General features: G+C 55.5%; 23 protein-coding genes and 1 other RNA gene. 20 read left to right on the top strand and 4 right to left on the bottom strand.

The genetic code is table 11. The features are described 5' to 3' along the window. Positions 1-175 precede the first annotated feature (175 nt). From CU041_RS03245 to rnpB, 5 genes are all read left to right on the top strand, one after another. Entirely contained in the window at positions 176-916 is a 741-nt protein-coding gene (locus CU041_RS03245) for a TerB family tellurite resistance protein (protein ID WP_101245726.1), read from the top strand. 122 nt (positions 917-1,038) lie between these two features. Further along, positions 1,039-2,868 (top strand): ATP-binding cassette domain-containing protein, encoded by a 1,830-nt coding sequence (locus tag CU041_RS03240; protein ID WP_101245912.1) that lies wholly within the window; start codon positions 1,039-1,041, stop codon positions 2,866-2,868. A gap of 220 nt (positions 2,869-3,088) precedes the next feature. Beyond that, positions 3,089-3,961 (top strand): DMT family transporter, encoded by an 873-nt coding sequence (locus CU041_RS03235; RefSeq protein WP_068519534.1) that lies wholly within the window; start codon positions 3,089-3,091, stop codon positions 3,959-3,961. A 5-nt stretch (positions 3,962-3,966) separates the two neighbouring features. Next, the gene (locus CU041_RS03230; RefSeq protein ID WP_101245725.1) at positions 3,967-4,719 is read left to right on the top strand and encodes an N-acetylmuramoyl-L-alanine amidase; all 753 of its coding nucleotides are present in this window, start codon (positions 3,967-3,969) and stop codon (positions 4,717-4,719) included. Positions 4,720-4,790: 71 nt separating this feature from the next. After that, positions 4,791-5,187: RNase P RNA component class A (gene rnpB, locus CU041_RS03225), an RNA gene on the top strand. A 78-nt stretch (positions 5,188-5,265) separates the two neighbouring features. Here rnpB and CU041_RS03220 read toward each other — a convergent pair. From CU041_RS03220 to CU041_RS03205, 4 genes are all read right to left on the bottom strand, one after another. After that, positions 5,266-5,898, bottom strand: a complete 633-nt coding sequence (locus CU041_RS03220; RefSeq protein WP_101245724.1) for a pyridoxamine 5'-phosphate oxidase family protein — start codon at positions 5,896-5,898, stop codon at positions 5,266-5,268. Positions 5,899-5,978: 80 nt separating this feature from the next. Then, a complete protein-coding gene (locus CU041_RS03215; RefSeq protein WP_101245723.1) occupies positions 5,979-6,527 on the bottom strand; it encodes a cysteine hydrolase family protein in 549 nt (182 codons plus the stop codon). Positions 6,528-6,627: 100 nt separating this feature from the next. Further along, positions 6,628-7,722, bottom strand: coding sequence for a magnesium/cobalt transporter CorA (gene corA / locus CU041_RS03210; RefSeq protein ID WP_101245722.1), 1,095 nt, complete (start codon positions 7,720-7,722; stop codon positions 6,628-6,630). Between the two features lie 94 nt (positions 7,723-7,816). Next, entirely contained in the window at positions 7,817-8,416 is a 600-nt protein-coding gene (locus tag CU041_RS03205) for an EF-hand domain-containing protein (protein WP_233432985.1), read from the bottom strand. Between CU041_RS03205 and CU041_RS03200 the strand changes: the two genes are divergently transcribed. The 15 genes from CU041_RS03200 to CU041_RS03130 all read left to right on the top strand — a co-directional run bounded on the left by CU041_RS03200 (position 8,391) and on the right by CU041_RS03130 (position 24,908). Further along, a complete protein-coding gene (locus tag CU041_RS03200) occupies positions 8,391-8,996 on the top strand; it encodes a hypothetical protein (RefSeq protein ID WP_233432984.1) in 606 nt (201 codons plus the stop codon). The genes CU041_RS03205 and CU041_RS03200 overlap by 26 nt on opposite strands. 165 nt (positions 8,997-9,161) lie before the next feature. Further along, positions 9,162-9,665 (top strand): division/cell wall cluster transcriptional repressor MraZ, encoded by a 504-nt coding sequence (locus CU041_RS03195; protein WP_068519528.1) that lies wholly within the window; start codon positions 9,162-9,164, stop codon positions 9,663-9,665. Next, positions 9,662-10,648, top strand: a complete 987-nt coding sequence (gene rsmH, locus CU041_RS03190) for a 16S rRNA (cytosine(1402)-N(4))-methyltransferase RsmH (RefSeq protein WP_068519527.1) — start codon at positions 9,662-9,664, stop codon at positions 10,646-10,648. Before CU041_RS03195 ends, rsmH begins: the two co-directional genes overlap by 4 nt. Further along, positions 10,645-11,073 carry a cell division protein FtsL gene (gene ftsL / locus CU041_RS03185; protein ID WP_101245720.1) on the top strand — a complete coding sequence of 143 codons (429 nt, stop codon included), beginning with the start codon at positions 10,645-10,647 and terminating at the stop codon, positions 11,071-11,073. Before rsmH ends, ftsL begins: the two co-directional genes overlap by 4 nt. Further along, complete coding sequence (locus CU041_RS03180; RefSeq protein ID WP_068519525.1) at positions 11,070-12,788, top strand: peptidoglycan D,D-transpeptidase FtsI family protein; 1,719 nt, start codon at positions 11,070-11,072, stop codon at positions 12,786-12,788. The genes ftsL and CU041_RS03180 overlap by 4 nt, the downstream gene beginning before the upstream one ends. Beyond that, on the top strand, positions 12,775-14,235 hold the full coding sequence (locus tag CU041_RS03175) for a UDP-N-acetylmuramoyl-L-alanyl-D-glutamate--2,6-diaminopimelate ligase (RefSeq protein WP_101245719.1): 1,461 nt from the start codon (positions 12,775-12,777) through the stop codon (positions 14,233-14,235). Before CU041_RS03180 ends, CU041_RS03175 begins: the two co-directional genes overlap by 14 nt. Positions 14,236-14,294: 59 nt before the next feature. Next, entirely contained in the window at positions 14,295-15,725 is a 1,431-nt protein-coding gene (locus tag CU041_RS03170; RefSeq protein ID WP_101245718.1) for a UDP-N-acetylmuramoyl-tripeptide--D-alanyl-D-alanine ligase, read from the top strand. 24 nt (positions 15,726-15,749) lie between these two features. Further along, positions 15,750-16,838: a phospho-N-acetylmuramoyl-pentapeptide-transferase gene (mraY, locus tag CU041_RS03165; RefSeq protein ID WP_068519522.1), complete on the top strand. Its 1,089-nt coding sequence runs from the start codon at positions 15,750-15,752 to the stop codon at positions 16,836-16,838. A 12-nt stretch (positions 16,839-16,850) separates the two neighbouring features. Beyond that, positions 16,851-18,257 (top strand): UDP-N-acetylmuramoyl-L-alanine--D-glutamate ligase, encoded by a 1,407-nt coding sequence (murD, locus tag CU041_RS03160; RefSeq protein WP_101245717.1) that lies wholly within the window; start codon positions 16,851-16,853, stop codon positions 18,255-18,257. After that, positions 18,254-19,393: a putative lipid II flippase FtsW gene (ftsW, locus tag CU041_RS03155; protein WP_068519520.1), complete on the top strand. Its 1,140-nt coding sequence runs from the start codon at positions 18,254-18,256 to the stop codon at positions 19,391-19,393. Before murD ends, ftsW begins: the two co-directional genes overlap by 4 nt. Positions 19,394-19,558: 165 nt before the next feature. Next, complete coding sequence (gene murG / locus CU041_RS03150; protein ID WP_101245716.1) at positions 19,559-20,755, top strand: undecaprenyldiphospho-muramoylpentapeptide beta-N-acetylglucosaminyltransferase; 1,197 nt, start codon at positions 19,559-19,561, stop codon at positions 20,753-20,755. A gap of 11 nt (positions 20,756-20,766) precedes the next feature. Continuing rightward, entirely contained in the window at positions 20,767-22,176 is a 1,410-nt protein-coding gene (murC, locus tag CU041_RS03145) for a UDP-N-acetylmuramate--L-alanine ligase (protein ID WP_068519518.1), read from the top strand. Between the two features lie 7 nt (positions 22,177-22,183). Then, positions 22,184-23,128, top strand: a complete 945-nt coding sequence (gene murB / locus CU041_RS03140; protein WP_101245715.1) for a UDP-N-acetylmuramate dehydrogenase — start codon at positions 22,184-22,186, stop codon at positions 23,126-23,128. Next, complete coding sequence (locus CU041_RS03135; protein ID WP_068519516.1) at positions 23,125-24,039, top strand: D-alanine--D-alanine ligase; 915 nt, start codon at positions 23,125-23,127, stop codon at positions 24,037-24,039. The genes murB and CU041_RS03135 overlap by 4 nt, the downstream gene beginning before the upstream one ends. Next, positions 24,027-24,908: a cell division protein FtsQ/DivIB gene (locus CU041_RS03130; protein ID WP_101245714.1), complete on the top strand. Its 882-nt coding sequence runs from the start codon at positions 24,027-24,029 to the stop codon at positions 24,906-24,908. Before CU041_RS03135 ends, CU041_RS03130 begins: the two co-directional genes overlap by 13 nt. Positions 24,909-24,924: the final 16 nt, after the last annotated feature.

Below are 24,924 nucleotides of genomic sequence, written 5' to 3'. Positions count from 1 at the left end.
GTGAAACCGGGTGTGTTCAGTCGGAAATAAAGCCAATTCGCCATTTATTTCCGCGCTCTGCGAACTATGTTGGTTGTTCTGGAAAGATGGTAATCTTGCCGGACGAATACCACCGTGCCGCATTCGACACAGAAATCAGGACGCAATTCACCCATGAGCAAAGCATGAGTACAGCATGAGTATCTGGGGCAAAATTATTGGCGGAGCCGCAGGTTTTGCCTTGGGCGGACCACTTGGCGCAATTCTTGGCGCAACAGCCGGCCATGTCGTTGACAAGATCAAAAGTGCGGCAAATGGCGGACCGCAGCTTGGCGGGCATGACCCGAGACAGGTTGCCTTTGCCACGGGTGTAATCGTGCTGGCCGCCAAGATGGCCAAGGTTGACGGCCATGTCAGCCGTGATGAAATCAACGCATTCAAACGCGTCTTTCATATCCCGCCGGGCGAGGAAAAGAATGTCGGGCGTATCTTTGATATGGCGCGCGCATCCTCGGACGGGTTTGAAATCTATGCGCGGCAAATCGCCACCATGTTCCGCGGCGAACACGCCCTTCTGGAAGGCATTCTTGAAGCGCTTTACCAGATCGCGATGGCCGATGGCGAATTGCATCCGGCAGAACAGGCATATTTGAAAAAAGTCTCCCATATCTTCGGGTTTGCCGATGTCGACTTTGACCGCGTCCATCATGCCTATACCGCATCGAACGGTGCCGATCCTTATGAACAGCTTGGCGTGACCCGCGATGCCAGTGACGATGAACTGAAAGCAGCACATCGCAAATTGTCACGCGAAAACCATCCCGACACCCTGATGGCCAAGGGCATGCCGCCTGAATTTATCGAACAGGCGAATGACAAGATGGCCCGCATCAATGCCGCGTGGGATCAAATCCGCAAGGAACGCGGTATCCGCTAATTGCAAAACAGCGGGACGTAACGGCTGACAGATGATTTCCCTTGCAACGGCACCCAATTTGCTGTTTGCAGGGGACCTGTCACAGTGACCTGTTTTCTGAACTCAAGCTTATCGGTTTTCCCATGGCGCCACCGCTGATCAATATTAATGACATTCGCCTGACCTTTGGCGGCAATGATCTGTTTTCCGATGTGTCATTTGCCATTGGCGAACGTGACCGGCTATGTCTGGTCGGACGTAACGGCGGCGGGAAATCCACCCTTCTGAAAATCATCGCCGGCGAAATCGAAGCCGATGGCGGCGAACGTTTTGTCCAGCCGGGCTGCAAGGTTGCCTATCTTAATCAGGAACCGAAATTTGACGGCTATGACACGGTCGAAGATTTCGTTCTTTCGGCACTGGACGAACATGAACAGGAATATGCCTATCGTTCCGACATGTTGCTGGCGTCGGTCAATATTGATCCGAAGGCCGATCCCAAAAGCCTGTCGGGCGGCGAAGGCCGCCGTGCGGCAATTGCGCGTGCCCTGATTGCCGATCCGAAGGTTCTGTTGCTTGATGAGCCGACCAACCATCTTGACCTTCCGACCATTGAATGGCTTGAAGGCGAGATCAAGAATTTCCGCGGCGCCGTCGTGGTGATTTCGCATGACCGTGCATTCCTGAATGCAGTGTCGAACGGTGTCCTTTGGCTTGATCGCGGTGTCATGCATCAGGGGGCGATCAACTTTGCCAAGTTCGAAGAATGGTCCGAGGAAATCTATCGCAAGGAAGCAGAAGAACGCGCAAAGCTTGATAAGCTGATCGCACAGGAAACCGTTTGGTCCGTTCAGGGCATTTCGGCCCGCCGCAAACGCAACCAGGGCCGTCTGCGCCGTCTTTACGACATGCGCGAACAGCGTTCCAAACAGGTTGACCGCATCGGCAATGTGTCGCTTGCCGCCGAGGCCGGCGAAACGTCGGGCAAGGTCGTGATCGAAGCCACCGACATCGCCAAGTCATTTGGCGACCGCCAGATCATTGCCGATTTCTCGACCCGTATCCTGCGCGGCGACAAGGTGGGCATCATCGGCCCGAACGGGGCGGGTAAAACCACCCTGCTTAAAATGCTGACCGGGCAGCTTGAACCTGACAGTGGCACGATCAAGATCGGTACCAACCTTAATCCCAGCTATTTCGATCAGAAGCGTATCGCGCTTGATGACGACAAGACGCTTTGGGATACGCTGTGTGATGTTGGCGGCGACCAGGTGATGGTGCGCGGAAATCCGCGCCATGTGGTCAGCTATCTGCGCGATTTCCTGTTTGATGAAAAACAGGCCAGAAGCCCCGTTGGCGCCCTTTCGGGTGGGGAACGCAACCGTCTGCTTTTGGCGAAATTGCTGGCAAAGCCGACCAACCTTCTGATCATGGACGAGCCGACCAACGATCTGGATATGGATACGCTCGATCTGCTTCAGGAAATGCTGGATGACTATGAAGGCACGCTTCTTCTGGTCAGCCACGATCGTGACTTCCTTGACCGTGTTGTGACGTCTTCCATCGTTATGGAAGGCGACGGAACGGCTGTTGAATATGCAGGTGGCTATTCCGATTACATCACCCAGCGCAAACTTTCGCGCGCAGAACCGGTCAAAGAAGACAAATCCGCCGCCAAGCAGACCAAGAAATCAACAGGCACATCATCAACACCGGCAAAACCGAAATCATCTTCGAAGCTGAGCTATAAGGATCAGCGCGAATATGACAACCTGCCCGGGGCGATGGCAAAGCTGGAAGCGGAAATCAAAACGCTTGAGGACGCGCTTTCGGACAGCGCCCTGTTCACCAAGGACCCGACCGGATTTCAGAAAAAGGTCGACCGCCTTGATGCCGCAAGAAGCGAGCTTGAAGCATCCGAAGAACGCTGGCTGGAACTTGAAATGCTGCGCGAGGAACTCGGTCTGGGATAAGAGCCCAACCGGCCCCCGAAAATTCCATCTGGCATCTTTTGCGCCCTGCTGCTTTACGTGATGTAAAGACCGGGTCACACTTGTCCTGCGCGTAATTCTGGCACGGTCAGATATTCTCGATTGAAAAGAACTCATTTGTCGTTTGCCCTCAAACAGATGACAAAGGAATGTATCGTTATTGGGCACATGCGCGTGCCGCCCCTTATTGAAAGCCTGCTCCATGCCGCTTAAAGCAATGCTTATGGCCCTGTCCGTTGCCGTCATCTGGGGCATCAACATGCTGACCGTCAAAGGTGCCGTTGCGGAAATTCCGCCCTTTATGCTTACGGCCATACGCTTTGCCGCGGTGGCGATCCTGCTGATCCCGTTCACCCGGGTGCCACGCGGGCGCATGGGCCGTCTGGCGATCATTTCCGTTACATTCGGCAGTCTTCATTTCGGGGTACTGTTCTTTGCTCTGTCGATGATTGATGCCGGGCCGGTGGCGATTATTGTCCTGCTTGGCGTGCCGTTTTCATCAATGCTTGCCACCTATTTCTTTAATGACCGGCTTGGCTGGAAAAGGCTTTCGGGCATGTCATTGGCCTTTGTTGGCGTGACGATCATGTTCTGGGATCCGACCATGACCGATCTTCAGCTTCCGCTGCTGCTTGTGGTGTTTGCCGCCTTCATGTGGGCTGTTGCCAATGTCATGATCAAGAAGCTTGGTGATATTGATACCTTCCAGCTCAATGGCTGGATGGCGCTGTTTGCGACCCCGCAATTGCTGATCCTGTCGCTGGCGTTCGAACCGGGATCGGTGCAGGCGGTCTTTGACGCCAGTTGGGTGGCCTGGGCCAATCTGAGCTTCACGGTTGTGATGTCATCGATCGTTGCATATGGCTTCTGGTATCACTTGCTTAAAACACAGGATGTGAACGCGGTTGTGCCATGGTCGCTGCTTGCCCCGGTGATCAGCGTTCTGGGATCGTTTGTCGTATTTGACGAAGCCTTTTCAATGCTTAAGATCATTGGCGGGATTGTCGTGCTATGCGGGGTGACCGTCATCATGCTGCGCAAACCCGTTCAGCGCAAAACACAGGGCATGGATTGATCCAGATGGCATCCGGGCAGTCACGAGATCACAAACCGGGGGAAATCATATCCTGCCCGTCGCCCAATTTCGGACCGCGACCGGAAGGCTGCCCGGTCGATATACTGGTTCTGCACTATACCGGGATGCAGACCGGCAAAGATGCGCTTGAACGCCTGTGTGATCCGCAAAGTTCGGTTTCCAGTCATTACCTGATCGAAGAAGACGGACGCATCTTCGCCCTTGTTGACGAGGACAAACGCGCCTGGCACGCCGGGCGCGGATGCTGGCAGGAATGCGATGATGTGAATTCCCATTCGATCGGCATTGAAATCGTCAATCCGGGGCATGAATTTGGCTATCGCCCTTTTCCCGACATTCAGATCGGATCGGTGATCAGTCTGTGTCAGGAAATTCTGGCACGCCACAATATCCCCGCTGATCGCGTCATAGCCCATTCCGACATGTCCCCGGATCGCAAGGAAGATCCGGGCGAACTGTTTCCTTGGAAACTGCTTGCCGCAAACGGCATCGGCATGTGGCCCGAACCAGACCATGAAACAGCACATCCGGTTGATCAGGAAGCTTTTGACAAGCTTCTTGACCAGATCGGTTATGGCTGGCCCGCAAGCGGTCAGGACCAGACGAAAAAGAACGATGATCGCATCAAACGCACCATCGCATTTCAGCGCCGCTGGCGTCCGGAAAACATTTCGGGTGTGCTTGACGGGCAATGCATGTCAATTGCCACTGCCCTTGCCAATATGATTGGCAAATAGGCTGCTTTGTACGTTCCCCACCCCATCGCTTTTGCTTGACGTTCAGATCGATGTGACCTACATCCGCACCACCAGATGGCCGGATGGCTGCCCTTGTTGTTTACAACGGGGGAGGAAAGTCCGGGCTCCACGGAGACACGGTGCCAGATAACGTCTGGCGGGGGCGACCCTAGGGAAAGTGCCACAGAAAGCAAACCACCGACACAGCGCAAGCCTGTCGGAAAGGGTGAAAGGGTGCGGTAAGAGCGCACCGGTCCTTCAGCAATGCGGGACGCATGGTAAACCCCACCGGGAGCAAAACCTAATAGGAATGGTCGGCCGGGTGCTTCGGCATTGTCGGCAGGTGGGTTTTCGCACCACCATTCGGGTTGGTTGCAGGAGGCGTTCGGCGACGGACGTCCCAGATGAATAGCCATCCAGTGCGGTTCGCCGCATGGACAGAACCCGGCTTACAGGCCATCTGGTATTATTTCCCAAAATAAAAGGCGATGACTGGATTTGTCACCGCCTTGTGCGATCAGATGCATCTTCCGAACACGCCGGGTTTCACCCGCGCTCTGCGATGGATTGCGCGAAATGCTGATCTGCCTCTTCCTGGGTACCGACCGGGAAATCGGCCGCGGTCTGATCCTTGATCATTTTGCCCAATGTCGGAAGCGTCTTGCGATCGATCTGTGTGCCAGCGTCCCAAAGCTTGGAGCGCATCAGTGATTTTGCACAATGCAGGAAGGCTTCCTCCACCGTGATTTTGATCGCGGTGATCGGCGGTTTGGGCGTATCGGCAAACAGATCAAGCAACGCCGGGTCGGTGCTGATTTCAGCCCTGCCATTCACACGCAGCGTTTCATTCACGCCCGGCACAAAAAACAGCATCCCGACTTTGGGGTTGTCGACGATATTGGCCAATGTATCGATGCGATTGTTGCCCGGACGGTCCGGCATGACGATGGTGTTGTCATCGACAACCTTGATGAAACCCGGTCCGTCGCCACGCGGGCTGACATCGGCGTCGCCATTGGCATCAGCAGAAGAAATGACCGCAAAGGGTGCCAGTGCAATGAAATGCTTGCAATGCGGATCAAGCCGCGACAGGCATTTGTCAACGGCAAGCCCCATGGGTTCACCGTAAATCGCACGAAGCTTGTCATGCGTATCGATTTTGGTTTCTGCAGACGTCATCAAAAGGCACCTTATGCGGGAATCAGGGGCCGAAGGTGCGTTACTTGCGAACGCAAGTCAATTACCGATCAGCACCCCGGTCACGAAGCTATGATCTGGTCAACATTTTTGACGGTTGCGAACTCACCATTCAGGCTTGCCAGTGCCACATCATGCACCAGTTCCGCCGGAAATTCCCGCCCGTCAGGCAGGCTTCGATCAAAGGTCGCACAGGCATCCGCGGCGATGACAACATCAAAGCCAAGATTCCCGGCCATCCGTGTACTAGTATTCACACAATGGTCGGTCGTGATCCCGCATAGCACCAGTTTTGAAATCCCCTGTGCGCGCAGGTCCGCCTCAAGACTTGTTCCGATAAAGGCCGAATTGACGTTTTTGCCATAGACCGCCTCGCCCTCCATCGGTGCGAGTGCCGCCTTGAAGGCATTTCCGCGATGATCAGGATGCAACCGCGATTGTGGCTCGGTCGAGTTGTGTTTGACATGAATAACCGGCCAGGCGTTTGCGCGCCAATGGGTCAATAACCGCACTGCATTGGTTTCGGCATCGGGGTTATTGCGGTTCCCCCAATAGGAAAGATCATCAAATCCTTGCTGCCAATCAATCAGGATCAGGGCGGTTCGGGTCATGGGTGGGGCTCCGATAACAATACGGGAAGATCAGGGCACAGACTTTAGCAGCAATTTGTCTGGCGCAAATGACAAACACCCCACCAATATTGCCAAATGATCAGAGCCAGCCTTTGCGCTTGAAATACCAAAGCGGCAAAACCGCGGACAGGATCATCAAACCGATGGCGACCGGATAGCCGAATTCCCATCCCAGTTCCGGCATGAATTCGAAGTTCATGCCATAAATGCTGGCGATCAGGGTTGGGGGCAGGAACGCCGCGGCTGCGACCGAGAAAATCTTGATGATATTGTTCTGTTCAAGACTGATCATACCAAGGGTCGCATCAAGCAGGAAGGTGACCTTGTTGGCGATGAAGTTGGCATGTTCGGTGATCGACACGATATCGCGCGAAATCACTTTGAGCCGCGCCTTCGCATCCTTTTTCAGGCGCGTCTGGGTCGACAGGAACAAGCCAAGACGATGCAGGTTCAGCAAGCTGTCCTTGGCCTTGCCAGACAGGTTGCCGGTACGCCCGATCTGACGAAGGGTTTCACGGTGATCCTGATCCGAGGCAATGTCTTCGGGGCTTGCAAACACCTGATTGGACAGGTTTTCAAGATCGGTTGCTGTCTGTTCCATCAAATCGGCCAGACGGTCGACAATCTGCTCAAGCAAACCAAACAGCACCGCCTCGGCACTGTTGGCAAGTGACGGGCTGCGTTTGACCCGGCGGATAAATGTCTTGAAGGGAACCGGATCGGCATAGCGCAGGGTAATCAGCGTTTTCTTGACCAGGATAAAAGTCACGGCCGTTGTTTGCGGCGCATCCGTGGTCGCCCGGGTCAGAACCGAAACCGTCATGAAAAGTGCGCCCTCTTCGTCATACAGACGCGATGACAGCTCGATCTCCTGCATTTCTTCGCGGGTCGGCACCTCGATCCCGAAGCGTTCCTCGATATCGTGGATTTCGTCAGGCGTTGGCGACAACAGGTCAATCCAGACAGGCGTCCGATCAGCCTTGCCACCATCCTGTTTGGTCGCGGTCGATGTTGTCTTGCCCAGCGCATTGGCCGTGATTTTTGCTGGTGCTTGCGCGGTGGTTGCCGCCGGTTCACCGTTTTCGACACCAACATTGTCGGCAACTGCGGCATCCGCGCTGTTGCCGTCATCCGCCGTTGCCCGGAAAGGGGCGAAAAATTCGTTGGTATCCATTAGCTTCTCCATCCTGACCGGCTTGCCGCGTGATACGGATGCCAGATTATTGCTTTGCTGTCATATGGTGTTTCCATTGCAATTCTGTCACCAGTCAGAATGGCAGAACCGTCTGGAATGAAAACGGATCAATGTCGGGATCGGTTCCGCGTTTTTTGTCATAAGCAACACGCACCTGATCAAGGAACTCATCCTTGCTGATCATCTGGTCGTTGTTTGCATCATATGTCGGAAACAATAATTCCAGACGCCGGCTTTCGGTGCGCAGCCGCTGGCGATTGGCATCGGCCGTTCCGGGCAATTGTTCAACTGCGGCAAATTCGCGTGCCACCAGAACACTGTCGCCATTGATGTCACGCCGCCTGAACATCCAGCTTGAATAGGATGCGGCTTCGTCAGCACTGATACGGCCATCCTGATCAATATCGACCGGATGATATTGTTCGCGGTAAAGCTTTACCTGTTCGGGAATGCCTGCCGGTACGCCACCCGTCGCACCATTTTTTTGGGCAAGGGCCTTGGCAATTGCGTCATTGAGCCCCGGGATATTGGCAGTCCCGGTTCCGGCATCACCCGACAAACCCGCAGCACCATCAAGCGCCCCCAGCCCCGAAAGCCCGCCCAGTCCAAATTGCGACATCAGTTCCGGATTATTTTGAAGCTGCTTCATGATCAGCGGCAAAAGTTCGCGCATTTGCGGTGACGTCACCTCGGGCGAGGAACTGCTGCCGCCGGCCTTGTCCATGGTCAATCCTTGCGCACGGGCATCCCCGACAACACCGGGCCATGCGAAAAAGGTCCCTGATATTCCGGCACAAACCATGCAACCCATTAACACAATGGCAGCTTTTATCCGCAACAATCGCATCCTTCATTTCACTGACGCAGCCCCGCGCCAGTATTTGACCAAATATCTGATCGGTCTTGCTACTGCATATCCGGAAACCATCCGGGCATCACAAGACGTAAAACGCCCCGGGTTTCCGGAAATACCGTCCCGACATTTTGCAGGAGTTCGCCCGCGCATCAAACCCGATTGGGAGCCAAATCGCAAATTGTCTTCGAACGCCCCATCATATTCCAATTTTCGATCCGACCATCAAAACCCATGGATCGGGTCTTTTTATGGTCGCCTCATGGGTTCCCATGGAACCGAATTGGGATTTTATGGGCAGAAGATGGATAAGACCGTGATTCAATGTGTTTTTGAGGGAATTCAGGCTTTTCGCATGTACCGCAGAATCCGCAGAAACACACCAAATCGTCACATTTGACCCCATCAAATCCCATTGACCCCCATCATTTCCCATGATACCCCATAAGCAGGCATAAATTCTGTGCCATGCGGGGCATATCCATTTCAAACATCGACCGGCCGTTGAGGCGGACCTGTTCACGTCGAACTTTGAAATCGGACTTTTGATCAGGGGAATGGCGAAGTGCTGTTCACAGGGACGCACATTCACAAGCTGGACCGGAAGGGACGCGTATCCGTCCCCAAACGGTTCCGTGCGGCCCTTGAGATGGAAGAATTCGCCGGTATCTACCTGTATCAATCCCACAAGGAATGCGCGCTCGAAGGTTGCAGCCACAGCCACATGGAACGCATCGCCGCGTCGCTTGATGAACTTGATATGTTCTCTGACGAGGCCGACGATCTGGCAGACACCATCCTTGGCTCCTCGCATATGCTTCCTTATGACGGCGAAGGTCGTATCATTCTGCCCGCTGAATTGATCGAATTTGCCCGTATCGAAGATCAGGTCGCCTTTGTCGGCCGTGGTCGCACCTTCCGCCTGTGGAACCCGGACATCTTCAAGCCCCTGCAAGAAGCCAGCCGGACCCGCACGCTTAATCGTGGTGCGACGCTCAAGCTCAAACCGATGAACGAACTCCCTAAAGGTGCACGTCCCGGCACCCCGAACGAGGAGGACGCATCATGAGCGACAAGGACATCCGTTTCGCCACCGAAGATCGCCCGCACAAGCCGGTCCTGCTTCGTGAGGTGCTTGACGCTCTTGCACCGTGTGACGGCGAAATCATGGTCGATGGCACCTTTGGCGCAGGCGGTTACTCCCGCGCCATTCTTGATTCCGCGAAATGCGAGCTTTATGGCATTGATCGCGACCCGAGTGCGGTTGCAACCGGCCGGAAACTTGAAGCCGAATATGACGGCCGTTTCCACATGGTCGAAGGATGCTTTGGCGATATGGGTCGCCTGATCCCGGCCGCTGGCCCCGAACAGGTCGATGGTATCGTTCTCGATATCGGCGTGTCGTCAATGCAGCTTGATCAGGCCGATCGCGGCTTTTCATTCCGCGAAGACGGCCCGCTTGATATGCGCATGTCGATGTCTGGCCCCACTGCGGCCGATTTCGTCAATACCGCCGAAGAAGAAGACATTGCCAATGTCATCTATCGTTATGGCGAGGAACGGGCATCGCGCAAGGTTGCCCGCAAGATCATCGAGATGCGCGCAGATGAGCCGTTTACAACCACATCACAGCTTGCCCGTGCTGTGCGCTCGGTCGTGCGCAAATCCAAGGACGGCATTGACCCGGCCACCCGCACGTTCCAGGCATTGCGCATCTATGTGAATGACGAGCTTGGCGAGCTTGAACGTGCGATGGATGCGGCCGAAACACTGTTAAAGCCGGGCGGACGTTTGGTGGTTGTGACTTTCCATTCGCTCGAAGACCGCCTGGTCAAAACATTCATGAAGGCGCGTTCGGGCGATCCCAAGAAAATGTCGCGCCGCCTGCCCGGTGAGCCGGAAGTCGCCACACCGACCTTTACGACCATCACCCGCAAGGCGGTGACCGGCCAAAAAGACGAAATTCGTGCCAACCCGCGCGCCCGGTCGGCAAAGCTGCGTGCTGTTGCCCGCAATGATCAGCCAGCCAACAAGCACGGAGGTCCGAAATGACCCGTGCGGTAACAATTATCGGCCTGTTCCTGACCATTTTGATTGGCGCTGGCACCTATTGGGTCAGCCACGAAGTCGAACGCCTCGAAAAGCATTATGCGGAAATCCAGTCCGACATTCTGGCCGAACAGGAAAGCATCCACGTGCTTGAAGCGGAATGGAGCTACCTGAACAATCCGGAACGGATCGAAAAGCTTTCGCGCGAATATCTTAGCCTGGCCCAGATCGAAGTGCTGCAAATGGCCAGCATCGATGATCTGCCCGAAGATTCCGACATGCATCAATACCGCATCGACAAGTTCGGCGAAGCAGTTGCCTTCATGCCTGTACCCCGCCCGCGTCCGGGCGATCGCGCCTATGCCGAGGCTGCCGAAACCATGATTGTGGACGCGCCATCAGTCGCCGAGACCGGGGGTGCGCAATGAGCTTTACCCGTTTCTCATACTGGCTGCGTGGTGACCGTCCGGAACTGGGGCCCGATCAGCGTGAACGTCTTGCACTTGAAACGGCCCGCAACCGTATTTTCATCACCGGCGCGATGTTCATCATCGGTTTTTGCTGGATCACCTATGGCCTGGTAGACGCATCGGTCTTGCGCCAGGGCAACGAACCGGCTGTGGCATCGGGTACCGATGCGCGCGAACTTAAAACCGAACGCGCCGACATCATTGATCGCAACGGCCTGTTGCTTGCCACCGATCTTCCGACCAACTCGCTTTATGCCGATGCCCGCGTGGTAAAGGACCCGGTTGAGTCTGCCGATCTTTTGTTGACGGTTTTGCCCGATCTTGATCGTGATACCCTGATCCGGCATCTGAGCTCGCGCAAGGCATTCGTATGGCTGCGCCGTAACCTGACGCCTGAACAGCAATATGAAGTCAACTCGCTTGGCATTCCCGGTCTGAATTTCCAGCGCGAGGAACGCCGAGTGTATCCGCATGGGCGGCTGTTCTCGCACGTGCTTGGCTTTACCGACATCGACAATAACGGCATTGCTGGCGCCGAACGCGAATTCGATAACGAGTTGCGCATCAATAACGGCCCGCTTCAGCTGTCGCTTGATACCCGTGTGCAATTCGCACTCGAAGAAGAAGTCGAAAACGCGATGGAGACCTATAGCGCGGTGGGCGCTGCAGGTCTTGTCATGGATGTCTATACCGGTGAAGTCATCGCGATGACGTCACTTCCGAATTTTGATCCCCATCGCCCGGGTCAGGCCCCGGCAGATGCACGGTTCAACCGGTCGACCCTTGGCGTTTATGAAATGGGGTCGGTTTTCAAACTGTTTAACACCGCCATCGCCCTTGAAACCGGCACATCGACACTCAATTCGGTTTACGATGCGACCGAACCGCTGCGGATTGCGCGTTTCTCGATCCGCGATTACCACGCTGAAAACCGCTGGCTGACGGTACCGGAAATTCTGGTCCACAGTTCCAACATCGGATCGGCGCGCATGGCGATGGCCTTTGGCGGCGAGAACCAGAAAAAATACCTGAAAAAGCTTGGCATGCTCGACAAACCGGAAATCGAGCTTCCGGAAGTCGGCGGGCCGCTTGTGCCCAATCCGTGGCGCGAAGTGAACACCATGACGATTTCGTTCGGTCATGGTTTGGCTGTCACCCCGCTTCAGGTCGTCAATGGCATTTCAACCATCGTCAATGGTGGTATCCGCCGCCCGTCCACGATCCTTAAACAGGATGGTGCACCGGCCGGCGAACGTGTGTTTTCCCAGAAAACTTCGGAACAGCTGCGTCGCCTGATGCGACTGGTTGTCACCGAAGGTTCCGGCAAAAAGGCCGAAGTTGCCGGCTACTTCCTTGGCGGGAAGACCGGCACCTCGGAAAAACTTGTGAACGGGCGCTATGTCAAGAACGCCCGCATGTCGACCTTTGTCGCCGCCTTCCCGATGCAGGACCCGAAATATGTGGTTCTGGTGACGCTGGACGAGCCCAAAGGCACCAAAGAAACTTATGGATTTGCCACAGCAGGTTGGGTGTCCGCCCCTGCGGTTGGCAAGGTTGTGACACGTATTGCTCCCCTTTTGGGCATTGAACCGGCGAATGCGAAGGCGCCGGAGATCGAGCAAGCGCTGCAGATCGAACTTCGCAAGGGGGAACGCAAACTTGCGTCTTTCTGAGCTCATGGCAGGTGATCAGGCGGCATTGAAACATGCCCAAGGACAGGACCCGAATATCACGGGCCTGACAGCAGACTCACGCACCGTGAAGGATGGCTATATGTTTGCCGCCCTGTCCGGTGCCCGCGACGATGGTTCCAAATATATTGCTGATGCAATCAAACTTGGGGCTGCCGCAATCCTGGCAAAGGACGGCACGCCAAGACCGACGGCCGCGACAGTTCCCCTTATCCCGGTTGAAAATCCGCGCAAACGCTATGCCCAGCTTGCCGCGCGCTTTTATGGCAAGCAGCCGGCAAATATTGCGGCGATCACCGGAACCAATGGCAAAACATCAACGGCGATCTTTACCGAACAGCTGTGGACGATCCTTGGCAATATGTCGGGGTCCATCGGCACCCTTGGCATTCGTGCCGCCGGCGCCAAGATCCCCGGATCACTGACCACCCCCGACCCGGTTGCCCTACACCAAAGTCTTGATGAAATGTGCGGCATCGGCGTCACCCATGTCGCAATGGAAGCAAGTTCGCACGGACTTGACCAGTATCGTCTTGACGGGGTCAAGGTCACCGTGGCGGCCTTTACCAACCTGTCGCGTGATCATCTTGATTATCACGGCACGTTCGAAAAATACTTTGCCGCCAAGGCACGCCTGTTTTCCGACCTTCTGGTGGCGGACGGCACTGCTGTTCTGAATGCCGATGTCGAACAGTTCGCGCTGTTGAAAAAGATGTGTGAAAAGCGCGGCGTGAATATTCTGTCTTACGGGCAGAATGCCGATGACATCAAACTGGTCAAGGCAACCCCGGACAGCACCGGCACCAAAATCACGCTTCTGGCCAACAAGGGTGAATACAGCATTCATCTTCCCCTGATGGGCAGCTTCCAGGTGATGAACGCCCTTGCGGCCCTTTCGGTTGTTGTGGCATCGGGTGCCGATCTTGATCAGGCCGTGTTGGCGCTTGAAAAACTTGAAGGTGTCCGTGGTCGTCTGGAACTGGTGGGCAAGACAAGTTTTGGCGCACCGGTATTTGTCGATTACGCCCATACGCCTGATGCGCTTGAAACCGTGATCAAGGCTGTGCGCCCGCATTGCAAAGGCCGCATCGTTTGTGTATTTGGTGCCGGCGGAGACCGCGACACCGGCAAACGCCCGTTGATGGGTGCCGTTGCCCATGACTTTGCCGATATCGCCATCATCACCGATGACAACCCGCGCAGCGAAGATCCCGCCCTTATTCGTGCGGCGATCAAGGCCAAATGCGAAGGTGCGGTTGAAATTGCCGACCGGGCAGAGGCCATCAAACGCGGCATTGGCATCCTGCAACGTAACGATGTCCTTATTATCGCCGGAAAAGGCCATGAAAGAGGCCAAATTGTCGGTGATACGGTTCTTCCGTTTGACGATGCATCTGTTGCCCGCAGCATCCTTGCAGGCGGCAATTGACCTGAATTCCCGTTACGGCGCCCAGGCCGTAACGGCCTGAGTGAAATGAAAGTGACGTTATGACAAAGGCTGTTTTATGGACGGCAAAGGATGCCGAAACCGCAACCGGTGGCAAAACGACCGGGAACTGGGCGGTTACCGGGATCTCGATAGACAGCCGAAAAGTCAGTAAAGGCGATCTTTTCATCGCACTTAAAGGCCCGAATTTCGACGGGCACAAATTTGCACAGGCCGCCCTTGATGCCGGTGCCAGTGCCGTCATGGTTTCTGATACCGACGGTATCACCAATAGCGACAAGGTTCTTCTGGTTGATGACACGATGGATGCGCTTGTGCGCCTTGGCCTTGCAGGTCGTGCGCGCAGTTCGGCAAAAATCGTTGCGATTACCGGCAGTGTCGGCAAGACCGGCACCAAGGAAGCCCTTAAATATGTTTTGTCCCAGCAGGGTAAAACCCATGCCAGCCCGGCAAGTTTCAACAACCACTGGGGTGTGCCGATCAGTCTGGCGACCCTTCCGGTCGATGCGCAATATGGTGTTTTTGAAATCGGCATGAACCATCCGGGTGAAATCAGCCCGCTGGTCAAGATGGTCAAACCATCGGTCGCCCTGATTACCACCGTGGTTGGCGCGCATACCGAATTCTTCAAGGACGAAGCCGAAATCGCCATGGCCAAGGCCGAGATTTTCGACGGTCTTGAATCGGATGGTGCGGTAATTCTGAACCGTGACAACATGCATTACTTTGCTTTGGCACGGCGCGCCAAGGAACTGGGACTTGGCAATATCAAGTGCTTTGGCACCGATGCGATGGCCAATTACCGCCTGTTTGAAGCCAACATTGTCACCGATGGCAGTGCTGTGCGCGCCCGTATCGGTGGCCGGGATCTTGAATATTTCATCGGGTGCCCCGGCGAACACTGGGTTTTGAATTCGCTGGCGGTTCTTGGATGTGTTGATGCAATCGGGGCCGATCCGCTGCGCGCCGCACAGGATCTGGCCGATGTGACCCCGCCTGCTGGGCGCGGTGAAATCTCGACCGTCAAGGTCCCGTCAGGCGAAGGCACCTTTACCCTGATTGATGATGCATACAATGCCAATCCGACATCAATGATGGCCGGGATCAAGGTTCTGTCGCAAACCAAACCGGGCGATGGTGGCCGCAAGATTGCCATTCTGGGCGATATGCGCGAACTCGGCGACGATGCCGTTCGCCTGCATGCCGATTTGCATCAGCCGCTAACCGCACTTGAAATTGATCGGGTTTATTGCGTCGGTCCGCTGATGGCTGAACTCGACAAGACCCTGCCTGAAGACAAAAATGCCGGTCACTTTGATACCGCCGAAGACGCGATTGAACCGATAAAGGCCGATTTGCGGTCCGGAGACGTGGTTTTGGTCAAAGGATCGCTTGGCATTTACGTTTCGAAAATTGTATCGGCCCTAAAATCCTGTGGCGTGGTGGATAGCCCCGCAGAAACACAGAATTAAGTCGCAGAAGGAACGACAAGAGCAATGCTCTATAATCTGCTTTATCAACTGTCTGATCAGATGCCGGTATTGAACCTGTTTCGGTACATTACCTTCCGGACGGGCGGTGCGATCATTACGTCGCTTATCCTTGCCTTTGTAATTGGCCCCCATCTGATCAACTGGTTGCGTTCCAAACAAAGCGAAGGCCAGCCGATCCGTGAAGACGGCCCTGAAAGCCATCTTCTGACCAAAAAGGGCACGCCGACCATGGGCGGGCTTTTGCTGTTGCTGTCGACATCGATTGCGACCCTGCTGTGGGCAGATTTGAAAAACCCCTATGTCTGGGCGGTTCTTCTTGTCACCATCGGGTATGGTTTTCTTGGTTTCCTTGACGACTATCTTAAAGTTTCCAAGAAAAACACCAAAGGCCTTCCGGGCAAGCTCAAACTGCTGGGGCAGTTTTCGATCGCGGCCCTTGCTGCCTGGTGGATTTCCTACAATACCGCTGATCCGCTTTCGACCGCCCTTGCCTTCCCGTTCTTTAAGAACTTCCTGCTTGATCTTGGCTGGTTCTTTATTCCGTTTGCCATGTTTGTCATGGTCGGCGCGTCGAACTCGGTCAACCTGACGGACGGTCTTGACGGTCTTGCCATCGTTCCAGTGATGATTGCCGCTGCCAGTTTTGCGCTGATCACCTATCTCATCGGTAACGTACAGTTTGCCGAATATCTTCAGGTTCATTACGTCGCCGGATCGGGCGAGCTTACCATCTTCCTTGGCGCCCTGGTTGGGGCCGGTCTTGGTTTCCTTTGGTACAATGCCCCGCCGGCGATGGTGTTTATGGGGGATACCGGATCGCTTGCCCTGGGCGGTGCCCTGGGTGCTGTTTCGGTTGTAACCAAACATGAACTTGTTCTGGCGATTATTGGCGGCCTGTTTGTTCTTGAGACCCTGTCTGTGATCATTCAGGTGGGATCGTTCAAACTGACCGGTAAACGCGTTTTCCGCATGGCCCCGCTTCATCACCATTTCGAGAAAAAAGGCTGGCAGGAACCGACCATCGTGATCCGGTTCTGGATCATCGCGGTCATTCTGGCGCTGGTTGGTCTTGCTACTTTGAAACTCCGGTAAGGACGTCCTATCGTGATTGATCTTTCGCATCTGCGCGGCAAAACCATTGCGGTCCTGGGGCTCGGGAAATCCGGCCTTGCCAGCGTAAAGGCATTGATCAATTCCGGTGCCGTCGTCTGGGCGTGGGATGACAATCCCGCGGGCCGCGAACAGATCGAACCACTGGGCCTTGCCCCGATCAATCTGGCGGAATGTGACTGGACCGAACCCGATATGCTGGTGATCAGTCCGGGCATTCCATCCACCTTTCCGACCCCGCATCCGGCCGCGGAAAAGGCACGTCGGGCGGCCAAGCCGATCATTTGCGATGTCGAACTTCTGTGCACCGCACAGCCCGATGTTCCGACACTGGCGATCACCGGCACCAATGGCAAGTCAACGACCACCGCCCTGACCGCCCATATCATTACGCAGGCCGGGATCAAAACCCAGGCGGGCGGCAATCTTGGCAATGCGGCCCTTGGCCTTGAACCGTCAACAGCCGATGATTGCCTTGTTCTTGAACTGTCATCCTATCAGCTTGACCTTCTTGAACATGCGGCCTTTGATGCCTGTGCGCTTTTGAACATCACCCCGGATCACCTTGACCGTCATGGCGGGATGGATGGCTATATCGGGGCAAAACGCCAGATCTTTGCACGTAACAAGGGTCCGAAATGGGCGATCATTTCGGTTGATGATGAACCTTGTGCCAAGATGGCGGTTGAACTGGCCCGCGAAGGCGGTCGTCACATTATCGAAGTATCGGTCAAGAACCCGGTCGATCACGGCATTTATGTCGATGAAAAGGGCTGGCTGATTGATGATCTTAGCGGTGCCCAAACACCGATCCTTGATCTTGCCACCGTAACCCACATGCCGGGCAAACATAACTGGCAAAACATCGCCTTTGCCTATGGCCTGTGCAGGGCGCGCGGTGTTGATGCCACCCGCATCATTGACGGGATCATGACATTTCCGGGACTTGCCCACCGGCAGGAACGGCTGGGTACGATTGATAATGTCGTTTTCGTCAATGACAGCAAGGCCACCAATGCCGAAGCATCGGCAAAGGCGCTTTCGGCCTATCAGAACATCTACTGGATTGTTGGCGGCAAACCCAAGGAAGGCGGCATCGCCGGGCTTGAGGAATTCTATCCCCACATCAAGAAGGCCTATCTGATCGGCGAGGCAGAAGATGCCTTTGCCCGGACCCTTGGCGACGATCTGCCATGGGAAAAGTGCAAAACTCTTGATATCGCGACCAAAGCCGCCTTTGAAGATGCCAGATCAGACGGCGAGGATGCACCGGTTGTCATGTTGACCCCGGCCTGTGCATCGTTTGATCAGTTCAAAAGTTTTGAGGCACGCGGCGATGCATTCCGCAATTTGTATTCCCGCCTGGCAAATGCCGGCACAAACGGGAAGGCACGCGCATGAAATCGTTGTTTGGCAATAACACCAATATCGCCTTTTCACGTGCCGATACATCTGTTCTGGGCATCTGGTGGTGGACGGTTGATCGCTGGCTGCTGGCGGCAATCATTCTTCTGATGGGCATCGGTGCGCTTCTGGTCATGTCGGCAAGTCCGCCGGTGGCCGATCGCATCAATGTTGACAGTTTCCACTTTGTGACCCGTCAGTTCGTATTTCTGGGCATGGCGGCCGGATGCATGTTCGGCATATCGCTTTTGCCCGTGAAATGGGTGCGGCGCCTGGCATCGATTATGTTTTTGGGCGTAATTTTCCTTTTGATCATTACCCCCTTCATCGGATCGGACATCAAGGGTGCGGTACGCTGGATCAACGTTGCGGGCATCAACCTGCAACCATCGGAATTCCTGAAACCGGCCTTTGCGGTGGTTGTCGCATGGATGTTTGCCGAAGGTCGGCTGAACCCGAACTTCCCGGGTTATATCGTCAGTTGTCTGATGCTGGCGGTTTGCATCTTTCTTTTGATGATCCAGCCGGACTTTGGCCAGACCGTCGTTGTCACGTCCATCTGGTCGGTACAGATCTTCCTGGCCGGACTTCCGATCATTCTGGTGTTCTGTCTTGGATTGGGCGCGGTTGGCCTTGCGGTCAGTGCCTATTTGATCCTGCCGCACGTTCAGTCCCGTGTGGATCGCTTCCTTGATCCGGCATCTGGTGACAACTATCAGATCGAACGATCCATGGAAGCCTTCATGAGTGGCGGCATTATGGGCCGCGGTCCCGGCGAAGGCTGGGTCAAGAATTCCATCCCTGATGCCCATTCCGACTTTATCTTTGCCGTTGCCGGTGAAGAATTCGGATTGCTGTTCTGTGTGCTGGTGGTCGGTGTCTTTACCTTTATCATCATGCGCGGGCTTTCGCGGTTGATGGGGGAACGCAACCTGTTTGTGGTTCTGGCCGTGACGGGCATTCTGGTTCAGTTCGGCTTGCAGGCGGTCATTAACATGGCCTCCACCCTGCAACTGGTCCCGCCAAAAGGCATGACCCTGCCGTTCGTTTCCTATGGCGGGTCGGCCACCATCGGCATTGCGATCGGCATGGGATTTGTTCTTGCGCTTACGCGTAAACGTCCGGGTGAATAACACCTGTTTTCCGGATGTTTTGCCTGACCTGAATTTTCTGCATCAAAACGACAAAATCCGACCTTATTCCATACCCGGTTTGAAGGGATATTAACCTTTATCGGGTTCTGATGGGGTAACTGTGCGGGATCATCCCGATGCGACGTCGTTTCACATGTGGACAAGATGACTGACTTCACCAAACTTGATATTTCGGCCACTGACACACCGCTTGCGGGTCAGGTGATTGCCGTCACGTCTGGCGGAACCGGCGGACATATGTTCCCTGCTGTTGCCTTGTCCAGATCACTGGTCCGACGCGGTGCCAAGGTTCTGTTTTTCACGGATGCCCGTGCGGCCCGCTATACCGAGGGTGTTGAAGGCATCGAAACCGTCATCCTGCCAGCCGGTGGCATTGCCGGCAAAGGCATCAAGGGTCGTCTGACCGGCGCATTTCGCCTTGGCCTTGGCACGTTAAAGGCGCGATCCCTGATCAAAAAGGCAAAACCGGCCGCCGTGATCGGCTTTGGCGGATATGCATCGATCCCGGCCACCATGTCAGCAAAATGGCTTGGCATCCCCTATGCCATTCATGAACAGAATGCGGTTCTGGGCCGGGCAAACCGACTGGTTGCCAGCCATGCAGAACGCATTGCCACATCCTTTGCCAAAGTGACGATGATTGCGTCCGGCGATGAAGGCAAGGTCATCTGGACCGGCAACCCGGTGCGCGCCGAAGTCGCAGCCCTTGCCGCAAGTGAGTATGAGGCGCCTACGGCCGATGGTCCGATCCGCCTTTTGATCACCGGTGGTTCGCAAGGAGCACGCATCTTGTCCGAGGTGCTGCCAAATGCGTTGGTCAGCCTGCCAGAAGACATTCGCAAACGTCTTCACGTCACCCAGCAGGCCCGCGAAGAAGATATCGATGCCGTGCGCGCGACCTATGAGGGATCATTGATTGATGTGACCCTTGCGTCCTTCATCAACGATATTCCCGAAAAATTGCGGGACTGCCATTTGGTGATTGCACGATCCGGGGCATCAACAGTTGCCGAACTGACCGCGGCAGGACGTCCGGGTTTTCTGGTTCCCCTGCCCCATGCCATTGATGATCATCAACGTTTTAATGCCCAGCAGGTTGAGGATGCCGGTGGCGCATGGTTGCTGCCCCAGGATCGCTTTACCAGCGAACTGGTATCCGAACGGCTGGCGAAACTTTTAACCAATCCGGCGGCCTTGACGCGCGCGGCAAAGGCCGCCAAAAGCAGCGGTCGCGCCAATGCCGCCGAACGGCTGGCCGATATGGTGCTTGATATGCTGGGGCTGAACCCGGCCGGAAGCCCGAATAACGAGAACATGAATAAAGACCCCCAGAAGGTATGAGGAGACATGCAATGAATACCCTGCCGCTCAACATCGGCACCATCCACTTTGTCGGTATTGGTGGCATCGGCATGTCCGGCATTGCCGAAATTCTCCATAACCTGGGCTATTCGGTTCAGGGATCGGATATTTCGGACAATGCCAATGTGCAGCGCCTGCGCGATCTGGGCATCACGGTTTTTGTCGGTCATCAGGCGTCCAACGTCGAAGATGCCAAGGTCGTTGTCATTTCCACCGCCGTCAAACCGAACAACCCCGAAGTCGTCGCCGCGCGCGCAGAAATGATCCCGGTTGTCCGCCGTTCGGAAATGCTGGCAGAACTGATGCGCCTTAAGGCAGCAATCGCGATCGGTGGCACGCATGGCAAAACCACCACCACCTCGCTGGTGGCAACCATGCTTGATGCTGCCGGGCTTGATCCGACCGTGATCAATGGCGGGATCATCAATTCATACGGCACCAATGCCCGCCTTGGCGAAGGCGACTGGATGGTGGTTGAGGCCGATGAGTCTGATGGTACCTTTGTCAAAGTACCTTCCACCATTTCGGTTGTGACCAATATCGATCCGGAACATCTTGATCACTGGAAAGATTTCGATCAGCTGCGCGAAGCCTTCAAAAACTTCGTTCAGAACATTCCGTTCTATGGATTTGCCGTTCTGTGCATTGACCATCCCGAAGTTCAGGCCCTGATTGGCAAGGTCACGGATCGTCGTATCTTTACCTTCGGCTTCTCGCCACAGGCTGATGTGCGCGCGGTCAATGTGCGCACCAATATCGGCGAAAGCATCTTTGACGTCGTCATTCGCGAACGTGTCGATAGCGAAGAACGCGTGATCAAGGATGTCCGTCTGCCGATGGTTGGCGACCACAACGTATCGAACTCGCTTGCGGCGATCACGGTTGCGCTTGAACTTGGCATTCCAGACGACAAAATCGTTTCCGCCTTTGACGGCTTTACCGGGGTCAAGCGCCGCTTTACCAAAACCGGTGAAGTCGATGGCGTCACCATCATTGACGATTACGGCCACCACCCGGTCGAAATCAAAGCGGTTCTTAAAGCCGCCCGCCAAGCGACGCAGAACAATGTCATTGCCGTAGTGCAACCGCATCGCTATTCGCGCCTGCATGACCTGTTTGAAGATTTCTGTACCTGCTTTAACGATGCCGACAGCGTGATTGTCGCCGATGTTTACGAAGCCGGTGAAAGCCCGATCGAAGGCGCATCACGTGACGCCCTGGTCGAAGGGTTGCGCAACCGTGGCCACCGCCATGTCAGTGCCCTTGAAGGCCCGGACAAACTCGCCGAAGTCATCAGGAACGAAGCCAAGCCGGGCGATCTTGTCGTCTGTCTTGGTGCCGGTTCCATCAGTGCATGGGCCAACGCCCTGCCCGCACAACTCGAAGCCCTGAAGAACTGAGACATCCATGAGCACGCCGGGACACCACACACCGCTGATCGATCGCCTGCCCAAGGTTCGCGGCAAGCTGCGTGAAGGCGCACAACTGGCAAAAGTCACCTGGTTTCAGGTTGGCGGCCCGGCCGATGTGATGTTCCGCCCGGCCGATGAAGCCGATCTTGCCGATTTTCTTAAAGGCAAACCCGATGACATGCCAGTCACCGTGATCGGGGTAGGATCGAACCTTCTGGTGCGTGATGGCGGTATTCGCGGTGTTGTAATCCGCCTGGGCCGCCCGTTTACCGATGCCGTGATCAAGGATGGCGATCTGCATGTCGGTGCCGGCGCACTTGATCTGAATGTCTCGCAAGTGGCACAGCAGGCCGGGATCGCCGGACTTGAATTCCTGTCGGGTATTCCGGGAACCATCGGTGGGGCACTTCGGATGAATGCCGGGGCCTATGGCAGCGAGATCAAGGATGTTCTGATTTCCGCCACCGCCATTGACGGCAAGGGCATCAAACACACCGTGACGCCCGATGAAATGGGGATGTCATACCGCCATTGCGATTTGCCCGAAGACTGGATTTTCACATCGGCCATCCTGCGCGGCACAGCGGGCGATCCCGATGAAATTGCCAAACGTATGGACGAAATCCAGCAGGCCCGCGCCGGGTCCCAGCCGATCAAGTCGCGGACGGGCGGATCGACCTTTGCCAATCCGGTGCCCGACCGCGCATGGGAAGTCATTGATGCGGCGGGATGTCGCGGACTGACTATCGGCGGGGCGCAAATGTCCGAGCAACATTGCAATTTCATGATCAATACGGGCAATGCCACCGCCCTTGATCTTGAACAGTTGGGCGATGAAGTCCGCAAACGGGTTAAGGAACATAGCGGCGTTGAGCTGCGCTGGGAAATCCGGCGCATTGGCGAACGCCTTGGCCACTCGATCATAGGAAAAGACGCATGAGCAAACATGTCGCTGTCATTCTGGGCGGTTGGTCAGCAGAGCGCGAAGTATCCCTTTCATCGGGGCGCGAATGCGCCAAGGCCCTGCGTGAAAAGGGGTATCAGGTCACCGAAATCGATGCGACCCGGGACCTTGCCAACCAGATCGCCGCAATCGATCCCAAACCCGATGTGATTTTCAATGCCCTGCATGGCCGCTGGGGCGAAGATGGCGCGGTTCAGGGTTTGCTTGAAATTCTGAACATCCCCTACACCCATTCCGGTGTCCGGGCATCGGCCATTGCCATGGACAAAATGTCGGCCAAGGCGATGTTTGCCGAATATGAAATCCCCTGTGCGCGACATGTCTGGGTAAGCCGGGGCGACATCGCCAATGGCAAGGCACTGCCGCCGCCCTATGTTCTTAAACCCAATAACGAAGGGTCTTCTGTCGGTGTCGAAATCATTCTGACCCCCGAAGAAGAACAGAACATGCTGGCGCGCGATTGGGTTCATGGCGATGGCGTCATGCAGGAAGAATTCATTGCCGGGCGCGAAATGACGGTTGCGGTAAAGGATGGCAAGGCGATGGAAGTCATCGAAATCCTGACCGGCAACCATGCCTTTTATGATTTTGAATCAAAATACGCCCAGGGCGGGTCCGAACACATCATTCCAGCCGACATTCACGGCGATCTTCGCGACCGTCTGCAACGCCATGCCGAGCAGGCTTACCGTGCGCTGGGCTGTCGTGGTGTGGCGCGCGCAGATTTCCGCTATGACCCGGAACAGGACCGGCTGGCCATCCTCGAAATCAATACCCAGCCCGGCATGACACCGACATCACTTGTTCCAGATGCGGCCCGCCATGACGGCATGAGCTTTGCCGATATCGTCGCATGGATGGTGGAGGATGCTTCATGCGAACGCTAGGCCCCGTTGGCACGCTTGAAGAACAGGCACGCGAACGTCGCGAAAAGCTTGATAAAAAGCATGGCATCGCCTCCAACCTGAAAAAGGTGGCGCGTGTCATGTGGTGGGCGGGCTTTGTCGGGGTCATTACAATCATTCCCGCAGCCCTTTGGTATACCGGCAAGGCAGACAAATGGATTGCCATTGCCGAAGATGAAAGCGTCCGCCTGTCCGCTGAACTGGGCATGACGGTCAAGAATATCGAAGTTTCAGGCCGCGAAAAAACCGACACCAACGCGCTTCTGGCGGCAATCGGTCAAAAGCCGGGCACACCGATCATTACATTTGACGTTGATGCCGCGCGCGAACGGATCGAGCAGCTTTCATGGGTGCGCACCGCAACGGTTGAACGCCAGTTGCCCGATACCCTGATCGTGTCGATTGTTGAACGTAAGCCACTTGCACTGTGGCAGACCGAAGATCGCGGTCACGTCCTGATTGATGGGGACGGTGAACAGCTTCAGAACTATGAACTTGGGGATTATCTTGATCTGCCGGTTCTGGTCGGGGACGATGCCCCGCAACATGCCGCCGAAATGCTTCAGACCATTCAAAGCATCCCGGATCTTTATGCCAAGGTCACCGGCGCACAGCGTATCGGTCATCGTCGCTGGAATATTCAGCTGTCGAACGGCATGTTCATCCGTTTGCCCGAACATGACATGGACAAGGCCTGGCAACGGCTTGAGATGCTTGATCGCGAACATGACCTTCTTGAACGCGACATCCTGATTGTCGATTTGCGTTTGCCTGATCGTACCTTTGTACGTCTGACACCGGGGGCGGCGGAAAAGCGCCGTAATCCCCCAAAGAAGGAGGGAGCGGTCTAGAACGGCCGCCTGAAAT

Source organism: Thalassospira povalilytica (assembly GCF_002844235.1).
In the GTDB taxonomy this organism is placed as follows: Bacteria; Pseudomonadota; Alphaproteobacteria; order Rhodospirillales; family Thalassospiraceae; genus Thalassospira; species Thalassospira povalilytica.
This window is presented reverse-complemented; position numbering and strand designations above follow the sequence as displayed.